The following is a 16,372-nucleotide window of genomic DNA, read 5'->3' as shown; positions in this document are numbered from 1 at the left end:
TTGTTTTTCTTAGTGCGAGTAGGGGTACAGCTTCCAATAGGCCTTCATCAGCCGCCATCTTCGGGCAAGGCCGTCCGGCTCGAAGATCAGGAAGAGGATGATGGCGGCGCCTATCGCCATCTCCCGCAGGAAGTTGATCGAGGCGCCGAGCGACAGCGCGCGGTCGATCGCCCCGCCCTCCAGCGCCTGGGCTGCGCTCTGCACCAGCTCGGGCATCAGCACCATAAAGGCCGCGCCCATCAGGCTGCCCATGACGGAGCCCAGCCCGCCGATGATGACCATCGCCAGGAACTGGATGGAGAAGAGGATGTTGAAGGCCTCGACGCTCACGAAAAGCAGGTAGTGCGCGTAGAGCGCCCCGCCGACGCCGGCATAGAAGCTTGCGATCCCGAAGGAGAGCGTGCGGTAATAGGCCAGGTTGATGCCCATCAGCTCGGCGCTGAGGTAGTGGTCGCGCACCGCCACCAGCGCCCGGCCGTCGCGGCTGCGCATGAGGTTGGCGGCGGCCACGAACATCACCACCACCCAGAAGACCACCACGTAGAAATAGGTCTCGTCATGGTCGAAGCGCAGGCCGAGCAGCGTGAAGGGTTCGGTGATGCGGCCGGCCACCCCGCCGGTGAACCATCTTGCCCGGGCGAAGAAGTCCTCAAGGATGAACTGAGCGGCCAGCGTGGCGATGGCGAGGTAGAGCCCCTTCAACCGCGCCGCCGGCAGGCCGAAGACGAGGCCGACCAGCGCCGTCGCCACCCCCGCGAGCGGAATGGCCAGCGGCACCGGCACCCCGTGCTCGACCAGCCAGGCCGAAGCGAAGGCGCCGAAGCCGAAGAAGGCCGCATGGCCGATGCTGATCTGCCCGGTGAAGCCCACCAGGATGTTCAGCCCCAGCGCGGCGATGCCCAGAAAGCCGATCTGGATCATCAGCGAAAGCTCGTAGCGCCCGAGGACCAGCGGCGCGCAGAGCAGCACCGCCAGCCCGATCAGCAGCGCCAAGCGCGAGTTACGCGTAGGGAAGATGGTCATGTCCGCCGCGTAGCTGGTGCGGAAGTCGCCGGACGGCGTCATGCTCATCAGACGCGCTCGATGTTCTTGGTGCCGAAGAGCCCATAGGGCTTGATCAGCAGGATCAGCACCAGCGCGTAGAAGGGCGCGATATTGGTCATGTTCCCCCAGTTGAGCCACTGGGCGTCCACATATTGCGCCAGATTCTCGAGCACGCCGACAATGAGCCCGCCCAGCATCCCGCCGACGATGGAATCCAGCCCGCCCAGGATCACCGCCGGAAAGACCTTGATGCCGTAGAAGCTGAGGCCGGAGCTCACGCCGGAGACCACGCCCACCACGACGCCGGCGACCGCGGACACCACCGCCGAGATCGCCCAGGACATGGCGAAGACCTTCGGGACGGACACACCCAGCGACTGCGCCACCTGCTGGTCGAAGGCCGTAGCCCGCATGGCCAGCCCGTGCTTGCTGAAGGTGAAGAACCACCAGAAGCCCAGCATGATCACGGCCGAGAGCGCCAGGGACAGCAGGTAGACGCTCTGGATCTGCAGGCCGAAGAGTGAGAGGCGCTCGGCCGGGAAGATCGGCGGGAAAGGCTGCGCGAAGACGCCGAACATCCACTTCATCAGCGCCTGGAAGAAGATGGAGAGGCCCACGGTCGCCATGATGACGCTGATCACCGGCTCGCCGATCAGGGGCCGCAGCACCACCACCTGCACGATGACACCGAAAATGGTCATGAAGGCCAGGCAGACCGGGAAGCCGATCCAAAAGGGCAGCTGCCACTTCGTCAGCAGCCACCAGCAGACCCAGGCGCCGATGAGCATGAACTCGCCCTGGGCGAAGTTCACCACCTGGCTGGCCTTGTAGATCAGCACAAAGCTCATCGCGACAACGCCGTAGAGCGCGCCCACGATCAGCCCGTTCAACACCAGCTGCAGCAGCAGGGCCCATTCCATCAGGCGGCCTCCTTCTCGGTGCGCTGGACCAGGAGGGTGGTACGGATGCGGCTCTTGGTGCCGTCCTGGAAGCTGATGGTGGTGTCCACCGGAATGGCGGCCTCGCCCCGGTAGATGGCCTCGATGATGTCGCCGTACTTCTGGTTGATGACGCCGCGCCGGACCTTTCGCGTGCGCGTCAGCTCATCGTCGTCGGCGTCCAGCTCCTTGTAGAGAAGGAGGAAGTCACGGATGCGCTGGGCTTCCGGCAGGGTGGCGTTCACCCGCGCGACCTCGGCCGCAAGCAGCGCCTGGACCTGCGGCCGCGCCGCGAGATCCGTATAGGTGGTGAAGGCGATACGCTGCCGCTCGGCCCATTTGCTGACGATCGGGAAGCGGATGCAGATCATGGCTGCGAGGTGCGGCCGGCCGTCGCCCAGCACCACGGCCTCGGCGATATAGGGGCTGAACTTCAGCTTGTTCTCGATGTATTGTGGGCTGAAGCGCGTGCCGCCGGAGGTGCTCGCGATATCCTTGATGCGGTCGATCACGACCAGGCGGCCCTGCCGGTCGAAATATCCGGCATCGCCCGTGTGCATCCAGCCGTCACGCATATCGGCGACCTCCGCCGTGCCGAAATAGCCCTGGAACATGTGCGGGTGCCGCGTGACGATCTCACCCACGCCATTGGCGTCCGGCTCGTTCACCCGCAGCTCGACCTCCGGGCCGAAGGGCACGCCGACGGTGTCGAAGTCGCCCCTGCCCTTCTCCTGCAGCGTATAGGCGCCGAGCAGCTCCGTCTGGCCGTAGAGCTGCCGCAGCGGCACGCCGAGCGCGAGGAAAAAGCGGAAGGTTTCCGGCCCCAGGGCCGCGCCGCCCGTCGAGGCGGAGGTGAGGTTGGAGAAGCCGAGCCGATCGCGCAGCGCCCGGAACAGGATCTGGTCCGCCGCAGCACTTCGGCCGCCCTTATCCAGCGCGGCGAGGCCCATCTTCATGCCGGCGTCGTAGAGCCGGCGCTTCAGCGGGCTCGCATCCAGCACACGCGCGCGCACCTCCGCGGCCAGGGCCTCCCAGGTGCGGGGGGCGAAGAGAACGAAGCTGGGACCGATCTCGCGGAAATCGGCCATCATCGTCTCGGGCTCCTCGACGAAGTTGACCTTCATGCGCGCGATGAGGTTCCAGCCCAGCGCGTAGATCTGCTCCATGATCCAGGGCAGCGGCAGCACGGAGACGTATTCGTCCTGCGGCCCCTTGGGGTCGGCCCGCAGATAGGCGCGGCAATGCCCCACCAGCGCGGCTGAGCTCAGCATGGCGAGCTTTGGCCGGGCCGTGGTGCCCGAGGTGGTGCAAAGAATGGCGACGGCCTGGGGGTCCTGGGCCGCCAGCAGCGCATCGTAGTCGGCGGGGTCTTCCGAGGCGCCGATCTTCGCCAGCTCTTGCGCCGAGAGCAGCCGTGGATCATCCAGCTTGCGCATCCCGCGCGGGTCGCTGAAGACAATATAGCGCAGCGCCGGCAGGCGGTTCGAGGCGCCGAGCAGCTTGTCCACCTGCTCCTCATCCTCGGCGAAGACGATGCTGGCACCGGAATGCTCCAGCAGCCAGGCGACCTCATCCTCCAGCGCGTCCCGATAGAGGCCTAGGCTGCGACAGCCGATCGCATGGGCCGCGACCTCTCCCATCACCCAGTCCGGCCGATTGTCGCCGATGAGGCCGATGACCTCGCCCGGCTGCATGCCGAGCCGTCGTAGCCCCAGCGCGAAGAGGCGCGTGCGCGCCTGGTACTGCGCCCAGGTCACGCTGTGCCAGATGCCGTAGCGCTTCTCGCGCAGCGCCACCTCGCTGCCGTAGCGTTCCGCATTATGCGCGAGCAGCCGTGGCAGGGTATCCGGCGCCATCACGCGGCGGCCTCCACGCTTTCATCCAGATCCTCGCCGAGATAGGCGCGGCGAACCTGCGGATGGGCCAGCACCTCGTCCGGCGTGCCGTCGGCGATTTTTTTACCGAAATCGAGCACCATCACGCGCGAGGAGATGTCCATCACCACGCCCATGTCGTGCTCGATCATGAGCACCGTCATGCCCCATTCCTGGTTCAGTTCGAGGATGAAGCGCGCCATGTCCTCCTTCTCCTCGAGGTTCATGCCGGCCATGGGCTCGTCCAGCAGGATCAGCCGGGGCTTGAGGGCGATGGCGCGAGCCAGTTCTACCCGTTTGCGCAACCCGTAGGAGAGCGTGCCCGCCGGCTCCTTGCGGATGTGCTGGATCTCCAGGAAGTCGATGATGTCCTCGACTTCGCGGCGATGTGCGATCTCCTCCGTCTGCGCGCCGCCGAGCCAGTAGACCATCCCGCGCAGGAAGCCGGATTTCAGCAAGTGGTGGCGGCCGACCATGATGTTGTCGAGCACCGTCATGTGCCCGAACAGCGCCAGGTTCTGGAAGGTCCGGCCGATGCCCAGCGGCGCGCGACGGCTCGGAGGCAGCCGCGTGATGTCCTGGCCATCGAAGGAGATGCGGCCTTCCGTCGGGCGGTAGCGGCCAGAGATGCAATTGACCATGGAGGTCTTGCCGGCCCCGTTCGGACCGATGATGGAGAAGACCTCGCCGCGCCGGACCTCGAAGCTCACATCGGTGAGCGCGCGGACGCCGCCGAAGCGAAGCGACACGCCCTCCACGGCCAGGATCACCTCCTGCAATGCGCGACCTCCCCGGTTTCTTTCGTTACCGGGAGGCTAGGCGGGCCGAACCCGTCAACGCAATGAAATTGCGCCTTCCCGCATCTGGATGGCGAGGGGCGGATCATCCGTCGCCAGCACATCCACGCCGAGGGCCAAGGCCCTCGCGATGCTCGGCGCGTGATTGGCGCCCCAGACGGAGAGCCGAAGGCCCGCCGCGCGAAGCGCGTCCCGCAGCGCCTCGTCGGCCATGCCTTCATGGACACCCACCTCCGTCGCGCCACAGCTTCGGCTCAGCGCCACGAGATCGACCGGTCGCATGCCGCGTAGGGGCCGCGTCTCGACCAGGAAGACCAGCTGCTCGAAACCGCCCAGTGCCGCCGCTTCCGCGACCGTCGCCGCCTCGAAGCTCATGAAGACCGTGCGTGCCACCCGGTCGCCCAGCACCTCGGCGCAGCGCCGGACGAGGCCGGGATAGGGCCGTCCGTCCGCGCCGGCCTTGATTTCCATGCGCAGCCGCTGGGGAGACGGGCCGATCAGGGCGACGACATCCTCCAGGCTCGGCACCGCCTCGCCGCCCGTGCCGCGCAGGCGATGGCGGCGCAATGCCGCGCCCTCCAGCGCGGCGACCGGACCGGCGCCGTCACTCGTCCGGTCCAGCGTCGCATCGTGGATCACGAAGGGCTCGCCATCCCGGCTGGCGTGCACATCGAACTCCACCTGCTCGGCCGCCAAGCCCAGCGCATGGCGAAAGGCCAGGAGGCTGTTCTCCGGCCAGAGGAAGGCGCCGCCGCGATGGCTGGCGATCTCGGTTCTGCTCATCCCCCAGCAGTTTCCCGAAGCCGGGCTCCGGTCAAGCAAAAGCCGCTTGCGCGGCCCGGCGCAGAGCGTCGGCGAGGCCTCGGCCGAAGCGGGGCGCATCGCACAAAGGCGACGCCGCGACCCGCCCACGCAAGCTGGCGCGCAGCGTCGCCAGCTTTTCCGGCGCAGCGGCCCGGGCCACGGCCTGCGCGACATATTCCTGCTCGTCGAAGGTAACCCAGTCCGGCAGGCCGACATTGGAAAGATGCGAGAGCGCGTGGCGCGCCGCGAAGCTTCCGCCGACCAGGGTCAGGACCGGAACACCCATCCAGAGGGATTCGCAGACCGTCAGGCCGCCATTGTACGGAAAGGGGTCGAGGGAAATGTCGATATCGCCATAGGCCGCCAGCAGCTCGGCATGCGGAATGGCGCCATGGAGATCCATCCGCTCCCGCGGCAGGCCCAGCGCCTCCGCTCTGGCGACGAAGGCCTCCCGTGTCGGCGCATCGCCGAGCGCATGGGTGCGGAGAACCAGGCGGCTGCTCGGCACGGCTTCAAGGATGCGTGCCCAGCAGGCCAGGACGCGCGAGGTGACCTTCGCCAGATTGTTGTAGCAGCCGAAGGTGACATACCCCCGCCGCTGCCAGGGGGCCGGCGCGATCTCGGGCGCAGCGGCCGGCGGATCGTAGCAGACGTAGCCGTCAGGCAGGCGCAGGAGGCGCTCCAGGTAGTACGGCTCGAACCCTTCGGGCGTCTCCCACCGGTCGGTCAGCATCCAGTCGATATTGGGCACCCCGGTGCTCGCCGATTGCGAGCCGACCCATTTGATCTGCACGGGCGCGCAACGGTGCCGCAAGGCGCGGACCCTTCCCCCCAATCCATGGCCGCCCAGCTCGACCAGAACGTCGAGCTCCTCGGCGCGCAGACGCTCCACCAGCGGCAGATCGCCCAGGGAAGGGTCGAGCACCACCCAGCGATCGGCCCTGTCGCGGAAGCGTTGAGCGTGAGGCCCTGCCCTTTCGCCGAGCGACAGGAGGATGACCTCGAACCCGTCTCGCGGCAGATGCTCGATACCTGCCAGGGTGAACCATCCCACCGGATGGGTGCCGAAATGCGGGGAGAGGAAGCCGACCCTCAATCGAGGCCGTGGCTCACGCGGCGGGAGAACGGCCGGCGGCAGATCGCCGGAAAGGGCATCATGCAGGTGATCCGCGACCTCGCGCAGGATGGCCGCATCCGCCAGCTCCGGGTGATATGGCCCGATACCGCAGAGCCGCAGCAGCATCTCATTCTCGCCACCTGCCGCCGTCGCGGCGGCGATGGCCTCGTCATGGAGGCCCTGCGAGACCTGAACGAGGCCCAGCGTCGCCTGGGCGCGATAGTCGCTTCCCCAATCCCTCATGGCGCCCTGCAGCGTTGTCGCCGCCTCGGCAAAACGATGAACACGGAACAGCTGGTCCCCCAGCGCGACACGCAGCTTCCTCTCGTTGGGCAGCAGCCGCACCGCCCGCTGAAAGAGGTCCAGGGCTTCCGGATGCAGGCGCTGGCGCCATAGGCAATGGCCGAGGCCGCTGAGGATCTGGCCGTCCTCCGGGGCCAGCGCCTCGGCCAGGCGCCAGTGCGGCAGGGCGGCGACGCCGCCTTCCATGGTTTCGATCAGGCTTGCCAAGCCGGCCACGCGCGCGGCGGAAAGCGGGTCCAGCGCCAACGCTGCCTCGATGCGTAGCCGTGCCTCCGCTGCGCCCTGCGAGGCCACCAAGGCATCGACCCAGACGAGACCCGCCTGCCCTAGTCCGGGCTCCCGCGCCATCACCGCTTCCGCCACCGCGGCCGCGCGGTCTTCGGCACCAGTCTCGCGCAGGATCTGGGCGTATTCGAGCTCCAGGCCGCTATCCTCCGGCGCATGCAGCAGCGCTTCGGCCATCAAGGCTTCCGCTCGCGCCTTGGCCCCCGCCCTGCGCTCCAGCACGGCAAGGCCGGCCAGCGACGCGACATGGCCGGGCTCGCGCGCCAGCGCGGCGTCGTAGCCCTTTCGGGCAACCTCACCGTCGCCACGCAGATGCGCGAGGCGGCCAAGCCGGAAATGCACTTCCGGCACATGGGGCAATGCCGCAGCAGCCTGCCGCAAATGCGGCGCGGCATCTTCGAGACGCCCCAGATCCATCAGCGCCATGCCGAGATTAAGGGCGGCCAGGGCATGCACCGGCTCTTGGACCAGCGCCGAGGCCAGTAGCGGGATCGCGGCTTCCGTCCGACCCGCTCGGAGTGCGTCCAACCCGGCATCGAATTCCGCCAGGGCGCTCATCTCAATGCGCCATCGCGGCCAGCACGACGAAGCCCCTCACCGGCTCGCCACTCTCGAAGCGCAGGATCTCCTCGCGGCATTCGAGCAGGACCATGCCGGACTGCATCAGCGCCGAACGCATGTAGTCCTCGCTTTGCTGATATCGGCCGCTGCGCGTGAGGCTCCAGCGTGCCCCAGGTTCGGCGGCCTCGATGCTGAAGAGAAGGATGCCGTCAGGCGAGAGGCAGGAACGAGCCGCGGTGAATACCTCCTCCAGCGCCCCGAAATAGCAAAGCAGGTCGGCCATCAGGATGATCTGATAGGTCGTCCGGTCCCATCGCAGGGCAGCGACCACATCTTCGCATCGCAGCTCGGTATAGATGCCCTTCCCGCCCGCCACTTCCAGCATCCGAGGTGAGAGGTCGATCCCGACCAGACGTCCCCCCAGAAGGTCATGAAGAGCGGCGCCCATCAGCCCCGTTCCGCATCCGAGATCCAGCACGTCGCCGAGCTTCGCCGATCCCCGGCCGGTTTGCTCATGGCGTGCTTCAAGCATGCGAAGCATGACGCCGGGAATCCGATAGCCGAGGGAGAAAAGCGATTCCTCAAACCTTCCAGCGAAGCCATCGAAGACCTCGATAACGTATCGCTCGCTCGCGCGGTCGCCCTCGGGCGGAAGCCCGCCGACGGCGACTGCCAGATGGCGCAGATAGGCGTTGTCCTTCTCCAGCGCGGAGGCCTCCGCATAGGCGTGACCCGCTTCGTCGATGAGGCCGAGCCGGTGATAGGCCTGACCCAGCATGGCCCAGATGCCGCTATCCGGCGCGGCGACCACCGCCTGTTCCAGCATCACCACCGCGCACTGCGCCTCACCACCGAGGATCGCATTCTGCGCCCGCAGCACGACGAGGCCGCGCGGCTTGCCGGAGAGGGATTCCGCCAGGGCGTAGACCTCCTCGGCCGCGTCGTGCCGGTTGGAGCGCATCAGCGCCATGGCCAGCATCGCGGCCGCGAGAGCGTTCGCCGGCTGCGCCGTCAGCACCTGATGGAAGAGGAGCAGCGCCTCATCATGCAAGCCGGCTTCCGAGAGGCAGATCGCAAGAAGCGTTCTGGCTTCGAGGCTGGAGGGCTGGCTCATCACCGCCGCGGCGGCATCGTCCATCCCCCCTCGCATATCGCCTCCCTCGCGCCGGATCCGTGCGCGCAGCAGGCGCAGCGCGGGATCTTCTGCCTGGGCGGTGAGCGCCGTATCGGCGGCCCGCAGCGCCTCCTCCGAGCGGCCGGTCTGCAGCAAGGCTTCCGCCAGAAGGCCGTAGGCCTCAGGTGGGGCATCAGGCATCACCACCGCGCGCTCGAGCATGAGAACGGCCTCCGGCGCCCGCCGCGCATCCAGCGCGCGTCGGCTTCGGTCGATGAGCCGGGCCAGGATACCGGGATCTGCGGCCGTCCTGGTCGTGGGGAGCGTGGACATCCAACTGCCCTCAGGCCCAGAGCGCGGCGGCGATTTGCTCGTTGACGTCGATGAGGTGATCCATGTCGGGCGCCTCCAGGTCGCATTCACGCAGAACGGAGCGCGCCAGCGACGCGATCTGCGCACGAAGCGCCACGGGAAGGCGATTGCCGGGATCGATCACGGCGCTCAGCACCGCGTCCCAGAGACGGCGATTATCGGCCAGGGCCCGGGCGCGGACGAGCGTGTTCTCGGTGCCCGCCGCCTCGCGCAGGGCGCGCGTGGTGCGGCCATAGACCTCGGCCTCCATCTGCTTGGGCGTCAGTTGGCGACGGTAGCTTCCGGCCGCATCGGAATTCGTGGCGAACGACATGGCTCGGCTCTCCTCCATGGTGGGGGCCTATCAGCGGCCTTCTGAATTCCGCGGCGAGGTCGGGCGGCCTTCTGCCAGCCCGGCTTCCATCGATCAGCGGAAGAGCGACAGCAGGACCTGCGGCGCCTGGTTCGCGATCCCCAGGGCCTGGCTGCTCAGCTGCTGGCGGATCTGCAGCGACTGCAGCCGCGCCGATTCCTTCGCCAGATCGGCGTCGATCAAGGCACCCATGCCCGCCTCCTGGGCGTCCATCTTCGCCTTGTTGAAGTTGATCTGACTGTCGACATACTTGCTGTAGCTGCCGAGGTTGTTCATCGCGGTCAGCGTGTTGTTGATGGCGATGTTCACGGCGCCGCCCGTGGTCAGGGCTGCCCCGAAACTGCTGATCGCCGCCGCCAGGGTCCCGCCCGCCGCGACGCCGCTCGTCGTCATTCCCAGGCCCGTCAGCGCGCTGAAGCCCGCCTGCCCGTTGATGCCCTTGGAGGCGATCTTGGCGAAGGAGTAGGACGCCCCTTCCCCGTTCCGTACCGTCCTGATCTCGCCGAGCGTGGTGCCGGTGGCCGTGACGTCGGCGGTCGTGTTCAGCATGGACTGGCCGTTATAGGTCGTGTCCGTCACGAAGTTCGCGATCTGGCTGAACTTCTCCTTGAGGGAGGCCATGTACTGGCTGCGCTGGCTCGGGGTGATATTGGCGTCGGACAGCGCCACAATGGTGGCCTTCACATCCTTCAGCGCGTTCGAGATGTTCTCGAGGCCCGTGCGCGTCGTGTCGAGCAGGCCCTTGATGCCGCCGAGCTGCTGGTTCGCCGAAGTCGTTGCGGCGAGGTCGCCGCGGATGCGCTCAGCCACCGCATAGGCCGCGCCGTCGTCCCGCGCATCGGCCACGCGATAGCCGGTCGAGATGCGCTTCTGCGTCGCCTCAAGCTCGGCGCTGGTCTTGTTGAGCGACTGGAGCGCCACCATCGCGCCCAGATTGGTGTTCACGGAATTCAGCGACATGGGGTTTTTCCTTTGCCTCTTGGCCACCCCCGCATTCCGGGGGCATGCGCATCCTTGCCGTCGGAAGGTTAAGGAAGGTTTAGGGCCAGCGCGTTTCCGCGCTCAGCGCGCGTCGCCGGAGAAGGCTGCCGGATCGGGCAGCTCCACGCCCCGTTTCGGGGCCAGCAGCACGAGGCTCGCCGTGGTGCCGATCAGCTCGGCAAAATCCAGGAGGGGCCGGTAATGCTCCCGCCCCCAGAAATCATGCACGGCGACGATCCCTTCGGGCGCCAGGCGCTGTAGCGCAGCCAGCGCGCAGGCCACGCGATACCGGCCATCCACCAGGACGAAGGCGGGCGCCGGGCTGAGGGACCAGGGTGCGTTCCAATAGACGGTTCCATCGGCCCGGCGGGCGGCGTCGCGGGGCCAGCCCCAGGCGCCGACCGGCCCGAGATCGGCATGGAGCCCATGCCACCGGCCCGAGGCCGCGGCCTCGACGCAATCGGGCTCACCGCGCAACCGGGACAGCCAGCGCGGATCGGATTCCACCGAGACCACCGGGCCGAGCACCTCCTGGAGGAGCAATCCGGTACTGCCGCCGCAGCCAAATTCCACGGCCGAGGCGGCGCCAGCCGCCGCCTCGCGCAGAAGCCGTTGTTCAGCGGGGGACATGGCCGGGGTCAGCCCGGCGAGAGGAGCGATCGCGTCCAGCATTTTGCGGGTCCAATCCTGATCTGCCGTCAGGATGGATCCGCGAAGGTTAATGCACGGCTAAGGCGCGCTCAGATATCCGCGTAGATATGCGTCTCGGCCCGGGCGCCCGGCTGCGTCACGGCCCCCGTTCGCGCGGGACCCACAGTCTGCGCGTATTTCCACAGCGCGCCCGAATTGAAGTTATGGCCGCGCGGCTTCCATTCGGCCCGGCGGCGCGCGATCTCGGCCTCGTCCAGTTCGACGTCGATCGTCCCGGCCTCGGCATCGATGATGATGCGGTCGCCATTCTTCAGCAGGCCGATCATGCCGCCCACCGCCGCCTCCGGCCCGACATGGCCGATGCAGAAGCCGCGCGTAGCGCCCGAGAAGCGCCCGTCGGTAATGAGCGCCACCTTCTCGCCCATGCCCTGGCCGTAGATGGCGCTGGTGGTGCTCAGCATCTCGCGCATGCCCGGACCGCCCTTTGGCCCCTCGTAGCGAATGACGATGACGTCGCCGGGCTTGTAGGCGCGGGCCTCCACGGCGGCGAAGGCCTCCTCCTCACCGTCGAAGCAGAGCGCCGTGCCCTCGAAGCGCAGCCGCTCCATACCGGCGATCTTCACGATGGCGCCCTCTTCCGCGAGGTTGCCCTTCAGTGCCACCACGCCGCCGATCGGGGAGATCGGATTGGAGACCGGGCGCACCACGTCTTGCCCCTTCGGAAAGACGACTTCCCGATGGTTTTCGGCCAGCGTCTTGCCGGTCACGGTCATGCAGTCGCCGTGCAGCAGCCCGCCTTCCAGCAGCGCCTTGATGATCACCGGCACGCCGCCGATACGGTGCACGTCCAGCGCCACGTACTTCCCGCCCGGTTTCAGGTCGGCGATGTGTGGTGTCTTGCGCATGATCGAGGCGACCTCTTCCAGCGGGAAGTCGATGCCTACCTCGTTGGCGATCGCCGGCAGATGCAGGCCGGCATTGGTGGAGCCGCCGGTGGCGCCCACGATCGCCGCCGCATTCTCCAGTGCCTTGCGCGTCACGATGTCGCGCGGACGGAGCTGGTTGCGGATGAGGTCCACCACCGCATAGCCGCTGCGATAGGCGTATTCGTCACGCTCCGTGTCGGGCGCGGGCGCGCCGGCCGAATAGGGCAGCGCCAGGCCGATCACTTCGGAGATGCAGGCCATGGTGTTGGCGGTGAACTGCCCACCGCAGGCGCCCGCCCCGGGGCAGGCATGCTCCTCGAGCTCCCGCAGCTCCTCGTCGGACATATTGCCGGCGCCGTGCTGGCCCACCGCCTCGAAGACGTCGAGGACCGTCACGTCGCGGCCGTGATGGCGGCCGGGCATGATGGAGCCGCCATAGAGGAAGACGCTCGGCACGTTCAGCCGCAGCATGACCATCATCATGGCCGGTAGCGTCTTGTCGCAGCCCGCGATGCCCACCAGCGCGTCGTAGCAATGGCCGCGCATCGTGAGCTCGACGGAATCCGCGATGACTTCGCGCGAGACCAGCGAGGCCTTCATGCCCTGGTGGCCCATGGCGATGCCGTCGGTGACGGTGATGGTCGTGAATTCGCGCGGCGCGGCGCCGGCGGCCGTGACGCCGCGCTTGGCCGCCTGCGCCTGGCGGCTGAGTGCGATGTTGCAGGGCGCCGCCTCATTCCAGCAGGAGGCGACGCCGACCAGAGGGCTCTCGATCTCCTCGCGCGTCATGCCCATCGCGAAATAGTAGCTGCGATGCGGCGCGCGCTCCGGACCGACGCTGACATGGCGGCTCGGCAGGCGCGACTTGTCCCAGGTGGTCATGGCGTCATCCTCTATGTTGGCACAGAGGAAAGCGCAGGACGGCCCCGAAAGCGAGGGGGCCGTCCCTTTGCCTCAGCCGGCGATACGCGCCAACGCCGCATCCAGCCGTGCGATCTCGGCCTCCGCATCGGCGAGGCGCTCGCGGTTCTCCTCGATCACTTCCGGCTTTGCCTTGGCGATGAACTCGGCGTTGCCGAGCTTGGCGTTGATCTTCTTGACCTCGCCCTCGGCCTTCACGCGGTCCTTGTTCAGGCGCGCGCGTTCGGCACCGAGATCGATCACCTCGGCCAGCGGCAGCATCAGCGTCGCCTCACCCACCACGGCCTGGACCACGCCCTTGGGCGGCGCGCCCTCCAGCACCTCGATCTCCGTCACGCGCGCGAGGCGCCCGATGGCGTCGATCCAGCGGTTGGCACGGGCCAGCGTCTCGGCCGAGGCGCCCTGCACGAGCAGCTTGGTCTTGATCGAGGGCGGCACATTCACCTCGGCGCGCACGGCACGCACCTCGGAGATGAGGCGCACCACACCGTCCAGCTCGGCCCGCGCCTCGGCGGCGCCGTTCACGGCCGTCGCCTCGGGCCAGGGCGCGGTGATGAGGCTGGCCTCGCCGCCATAGCCCAGATGCGTCCAGAGCTCCTCGGTGATGAAGGGCATCACCGGGTGCAGCAGGCGCAGAATCACGCCCAGCACATGCTGCGCGGCTCCCCTCACCTCCTCCTTCTCCGGGCCGTCGGGCCCGTTCAGGACAGGCTTGGCGAATTCCAGGAACCAGTCGCAGAAGCTGTTCCAGGTGAAGCGGTAGAGCGCGTTCGCGTAATCGTCGTAGCGGAAGGCGTCGAGCGCCGCCGTCGCCTCGGCGATGGCCGCATTGGCGCCGTCGAGGATCCAGCGCGCCAGCGGGCTCTTCGCCGTCGCCGGATCCCAGCCGGGGCGCGCTGCGATCTCGTTCATCTCGCAGAAGCGCGCGGCGTTCCACAGCTTGGTGGCGAAGGCGCGGTAGCCCTCCATCCGCGTCTTCGCGAGCTTGATGTCGCGTCCGGGCGAGGCCAGGGCGCAGAGCGTGAAGCGCACCGGGTCGGCGCCATAGGCGTCGATGAGCTCAAGCGGGTCGAGGACATTGCCCTTCGACTTGCTCATCTTGGCGCCCTTCTCGTCCCGCACGAGGCCGTGGATGACCACGTGCTTGAAGGGGACCTCGCCCATAATGTGGATGCCGAACATCATCATCCGGGCGACCCAGAAGAAGATGATGTCGAAGCCCGTCACCAGCACGTCGGTCGGGTAGTACTTCGCCAGTTCCGGCGTCTGCTCCGGCCAGCCCAGGGTCGAGAAGGGCCAGAGGCCGCTGCTGAACCAGGTGTCCAGCACGTCCTCGTCGCGCGTCAGCTCCACGTCGCGGCCAAACTGCGCCTTGGCCGCGGCCTTGGCGGTTTCTTCGTCCTTCTCGACGAAGATGCTGCCCTCCGGGCCGTACCAGGCCGGGATCCGATGGCCCCACCAAAGCTGGCGCGAGATGCACCAGGGCTGGATGTCGCGCATCCAGGCGAAGAAGGTGTTCTCCCACTGCTTGGGCACGAACTCGGTCTTGCCGGTCTCCACCGCCTCGATGGCGGGCTTGGCCAGCGTCGCGGCGTCGCAATACCACTGCAGCGTCAGCCGCGGCTCGATCGGCACGCCCGAACGGTCGCCATGCGGGACGGTGTTGCTGTGGGCCTCAGCCTTCTCGAAGAGCTCGAGGCGCTCCAGCTCGGCCACGATGCGCTTGCGCGCCTCGAAGCGGTCCACGCCCGCCAGGGAGCGCACGAAGTCCGGCTCGGCCACACCGTCGAGGGCGCGCAGGTCGCCCGCGATCTCGTCGAGCCAGATGCGCGCCTCGGCATCCAGCACGGAGGGCATGGGCAGGTCGTGCCGACGGCCGACCTCATAGTCGTTGAAGTCGTGCGCGGGGGTGATCTTCACCGCGCCCGTGCCCTTCTCGGGGTCACTGTAGGTATCGGCCACGATGGGGATGGCGCGGCCGACCAGGGGCACGATGGCCTTCTTGCCGATCAGGTCCTTGAAGCGCTCGTCCTCGGGGTGCACAGCCACGGCCGTGTCACCCAGCATGGTCTCGGGACGCGTGGTGGCGACCAGGATGTAGCGGCCCGGCTCGCCCTCGACGGGATAGCGGAGCGTCCAGATCTGGCCCTTGGTCTCGCGGCTCTCGACCTCGAGGTCGCTGATCGCGGTCTGGAAGACGGGGTCCCAGTTCACCAGGCGCGTGTCGCGGTAGATCAGGCCTTCCTTGTGCAAACGCACGAAGACCTCGACCACGGCCTTGGAGAGGCCGGCATCCATGGTGAAGCGCTCGCGCGGCCAGTCGAGCGAGGCGCCCAGGCGACGAAGCTGGCGGGTGATGGTGCCGCCGCTCTCGGCCTTCCATTCCCAGATGCGGTCCACGAAGGCCTCGCGGCCCAATTCCTTGCGGGTCTTGCCCTGGGTGCCGAGCAGGCGCTCGACCACCATCTGGGTGGCGATGCCGGCATGGTCGGTACCGGGCATCCAGAGGGCGTCTCGCCCCTGCATGCGCCGGTAGCGCACCATCACGTCCTGCAACGTGTTGTTCAGCGCGTGTCCGATATGGAGGCTGCCCGTGACATTGGGCGGCGGAATCACGACGGTGAAGGGCTGAGCATTGCTCTCCGGATGCGCACCAAAGGCGCCGGAGGCTTCGGAAGCGGCATAGAGCCGGGCTTCCATGGAGGCGGGGTCGAAGGCCTTGTCGAGCATCGCCCAGAGGTCGAACGCGGCGAGCGGCGCGTCAAGTCCCCAAAGCCCCTCGCCTCCCGGTCCTGGGGGCCGGAAGACGCGAATCAGCTCCGCGAAGTCGCCAAGATCAGCCCTGGCGGGACATCACCCGCTCGATCTCGGCGCGCACCAGCCGCTCGACCGTGGCGGGCAGATGGGCGTCCAGCCAGGCCTTCAGCATGGGCCGGAGCTCCTCCCGCACCACGTCCTCGATCGTGGGCCCATTCCGCGTCACGGCTGCGCCGCGATCCTGCGCGAGGCGGGAAAGCTGGCCGAAGGCGGAGGCGGCGGCAGCGGCGGCCAGAGGATCGACGAGGCCAGAGGCCGGCGGCTCGGGTGCCAGGGACATGAAGGACGCCTCCGTCTGGGGCGGCTGCGCGGCCGGGGGAGCAGGGCTGATCTCGAGGATAGGCAGGGCGGCCGCAGGGGCCGCCGCCGGAAATTGTTCCGGCGCCGAGATCATCATCTCGGTGGTAAGCTGGATCGGCGGCTCCGCCCCCGGCGCGAGGGGAGACGCGGGCGCCTCGTCCTCGTTCAGGATCTTGCGGATCGAGGCCAGGATGTCGTCCATCGACGGATCCGAC

General features: G+C 67.9%; 13 protein-coding genes. All 13 read right to left on the bottom strand.

Translation table 11 applies throughout. The features are described 5' to 3' along the window. Window positions 1-9: 9 nt before the first annotated feature. Window positions 10-1,071, bottom strand: coding sequence for a branched-chain amino acid ABC transporter permease (locus KHU32_RS10550; RefSeq protein ID WP_213670064.1), 1,062 nt, complete (start codon window positions 1,069-1,071; stop codon window positions 10-12). Continuing rightward, on the bottom strand, window positions 1,071-1,964 hold the full coding sequence (locus tag KHU32_RS10545; protein ID WP_213670063.1) for a branched-chain amino acid ABC transporter permease: 894 nt from the start codon (window positions 1,962-1,964) through the stop codon (window positions 1,071-1,073). Before KHU32_RS10545 ends, KHU32_RS10550 begins: the two co-directional genes overlap by 1 nt. Then, window positions 1,964-3,838, bottom strand: coding sequence for an AMP-binding protein (locus KHU32_RS10540; protein WP_213670062.1), 1,875 nt, complete (start codon window positions 3,836-3,838; stop codon window positions 1,964-1,966). Before KHU32_RS10540 ends, KHU32_RS10545 begins: the two co-directional genes overlap by 1 nt. Next, complete coding sequence (locus KHU32_RS10535; RefSeq protein ID WP_456315946.1) at window positions 3,838-4,626, bottom strand: ABC transporter ATP-binding protein; 789 nt, start codon at window positions 4,624-4,626, stop codon at window positions 3,838-3,840. Before KHU32_RS10535 ends, KHU32_RS10540 begins: the two co-directional genes overlap by 1 nt. Window positions 4,627-4,689: 63 nt before the next feature. Continuing rightward, entirely contained in the window at window positions 4,690-5,436 is a 747-nt protein-coding gene (locus KHU32_RS10530; protein ID WP_213670061.1) for a glycerophosphodiester phosphodiesterase family protein, read from the bottom strand. 31 nt (window positions 5,437-5,467) lie between these two features. After that, window positions 5,468-7,720, bottom strand: a complete 2,253-nt coding sequence (locus KHU32_RS10525) for a tetratricopeptide repeat protein (RefSeq protein ID WP_213670060.1) — start codon at window positions 7,718-7,720, stop codon at window positions 5,468-5,470. Window position 7,721: 1 nt separating this feature from the next. Then, window positions 7,722-9,170 carry a tetratricopeptide repeat protein gene (locus KHU32_RS10520; RefSeq protein WP_213670059.1) on the bottom strand — a complete coding sequence of 483 codons (1,449 nt, stop codon included), beginning with the start codon at window positions 9,168-9,170 and terminating at the stop codon, window positions 7,722-7,724. 10 nt (window positions 9,171-9,180) lie between these two features. Further along, window positions 9,181-9,522 carry a flagellar biosynthesis regulator FlaF gene (locus KHU32_RS10515; protein WP_213670058.1) on the bottom strand — a complete coding sequence of 114 codons (342 nt, stop codon included), beginning with the start codon at window positions 9,520-9,522 and terminating at the stop codon, window positions 9,181-9,183. Window positions 9,523-9,615: 93 nt separating this feature from the next. Next, complete coding sequence (locus KHU32_RS23075) at window positions 9,616-10,521, bottom strand: flagellin N-terminal helical domain-containing protein (protein ID WP_249680942.1); 906 nt, start codon at window positions 10,519-10,521, stop codon at window positions 9,616-9,618. Between the two features lie 102 nt (window positions 10,522-10,623). Further along, on the bottom strand, window positions 10,624-11,214 hold the full coding sequence (locus KHU32_RS10505; protein WP_213670057.1) for a hypothetical protein: 591 nt from the start codon (window positions 11,212-11,214) through the stop codon (window positions 10,624-10,626). Between the two features lie 68 nt (window positions 11,215-11,282). Next, window positions 11,283-13,001 (bottom strand): dihydroxy-acid dehydratase, encoded by a 1,719-nt coding sequence (gene ilvD / locus KHU32_RS10500; RefSeq protein ID WP_213670055.1) that lies wholly within the window; start codon window positions 12,999-13,001, stop codon window positions 11,283-11,285. A 72-nt stretch (window positions 13,002-13,073) separates the two neighbouring features. Then, window positions 13,074-15,770 carry a valine--tRNA ligase gene (locus KHU32_RS10495; RefSeq protein WP_213670054.1) on the bottom strand — a complete coding sequence of 899 codons (2,697 nt, stop codon included), beginning with the start codon at window positions 15,768-15,770 and terminating at the stop codon, window positions 13,074-13,076. 106 nt (window positions 15,771-15,876) lie between these two features. Next, the gene (locus KHU32_RS10490) at window positions 15,877-16,359 is read right to left on the bottom strand and encodes a DUF2497 domain-containing protein (RefSeq protein ID WP_213670053.1); all 483 of its coding nucleotides are present in this window, start codon (window positions 16,357-16,359) and stop codon (window positions 15,877-15,879) included. Between the last annotated feature and the right edge of the window lie 13 nt (window positions 16,360-16,372).

The organism is Roseococcus pinisoli, from assembly GCF_018413645.1.
GTDB classification, from domain to species: domain Bacteria; phylum Pseudomonadota; class Alphaproteobacteria; order Acetobacterales; family Acetobacteraceae; genus Roseococcus; species Roseococcus pinisoli.
Note: the sequence above shows the minus strand (reverse complement) of the source record. Positions and strands in the feature narration are given on the sequence as shown.